This is a genomic window from Mycobacterium sp. ZZG, assembly GCF_054786995.1.
Genome location: NZ_JBTBFV010000146.1, coordinates 1 through 1,625, shown reverse-complemented (window position 1 = coordinate 1,625; position 1,625 = coordinate 1). Strand labels below are relative to the sequence as shown.

Below are 1,625 nucleotides of genomic sequence, written 5' to 3'. Positions count from 1 at the left end.
AACGAACCGCGCTACGCTTCACCTACGGAGTGCCTTCCCGCTTTGTGAACATGGACCCTAGACAAGTCACATTTTCTCAAACAGGACAGGCACTTCCGTGCATTACAGGTCGTGTCAACAGCCTATTCCACGAAACGTCGAGGCTAACTGGCTGTGGGTCGTGTCAATAGCCGGGTTTGGCGTGGAGTGGCGACATCCGGTGTTCGGGTGGTGTGGTGGTGCTGTGATAGCCGGTGGCCGGCTGAAAGCGGACGGGTGCCTGGCGCCCACGTTGACGTATGCGACCTCGTGGTGATCTGGTCATCTGGCGTCGTTCGGGCTGCCGTGGAGGCGAAGGGCCGGGTGCCAAGTGAGATGCGACGTTACCCGAGACGGGTCCGCCATAACCGAGGCGGCATCTGATCCGGCCCTTCGTCCCGTCCGTTCAGCGTGGCACTGCCGGCCGGGGTTGTGAAGAATGTTCTGCGAGCTCCTTTCGGTCAGGCTCCTACCGGGGGATTTAGCTCCAGCGGGCGGGGGTGTAGACGGCGTGGTCGCGGACCAGGGCGTGGGCGATGCGGTTGGCGCGGTGAGCCAGTGCGCAGGCGATGACTCCGCCACGCTTGCCTCTGTCCTTGAGTCCGTGTGCGTAGGTCTTGGCGGTCGGCTCGGTCAGCCATAAACCGATACCGAGATCGATGAGTGCTCGGCGCAGCGCCACGCTGCCCTCGCGGCTGATCGATCCGTCGCGGCGTTGGTGCGCGGACTCGTACTGCATCGGTGACAGGCCCGAGGCGCGGTAGATCTGCTTGGACCCCGGCCATCTGTTCGGATCACCGAGAGCGGCAGCGTAATTGGAGACGCGAACCACACCCCAGCCTGGCACCGACGTCAGGGTGCGAAACGGGCTTGACGGCAACAGCCGGGCGAGTTCGGCTTCGGCTGAGGCGATCCCGGTGTCCAGGTCGGTCAACAGGCTGACGTCAGCGGCCAGCACGCGTCGGGCCACCACGGCATCGCGGGTCGGCAGGGCGTCTTTGGCCGCGGCGACCAGACGCTCGGCGACCGGGCGGCGCAGCTGCACGTCGCGGGCGGCGGCGAAGCGGATCAACCGATTCACCCCCAACCCCGACAATCGCGCCGGATCGGTGAACTCAGCGGCGACCAGACGCCCGATCTTGGTGCCCAACACATCCGGCAACGCCAACGTCAGTCCGGGGAACGCCCGATCGAGTTGGGCGAGCAACTGATTCTTTGTCACCGTGCGGGTCGCGACCCGCCGCAACCGATGCTGGGCCCAGGCCGCCATCTCCCCGAGGAGCACCTCACGCTCGTCGATCACCCGGCCGCGACCGGCCAACACCAACTCGGTGATCGCCTCTACGTCGATCTTGTCGGTCTTCACCCGCCGTCGGCCCATCACCCGGCGCTGCTCGGCCACATGCGCGGGATTGAGTTCCACGACTTTCCACCCTGCTGGCCACCGGTAGTCGACCACGGGCCGGTGATAGTGACCGGCGGTCAAGTCCAGGGACGTGGTGTACGACGTCGTCGTGTGATTCTTCGAGGTGATGGTTCAGGTGGTCAGTGCCGCGGGGGTGGCCTCCTGTTCGGTCGGGGTGTCGTTGACGGTGCGTGATTTGCTC

The 1,625-nt window shown here is 65.4% G+C and carries 1 protein-coding gene; it reads right to left on the bottom strand.

The genetic code is table 11. The features are described from left to right. Positions 1 to 499: 499 nt before the first annotated feature. Positions 500 to 1,552: an IS110 family transposase gene (locus tag ACXMYJ_RS29020; RefSeq protein WP_460359538.1), complete on the bottom strand. Its 1,053-nt coding sequence runs from the start codon at positions 1,550 to 1,552 to the stop codon at positions 500 to 502. Between the last annotated feature and the right edge of the window lie 73 nt (positions 1,553 to 1,625).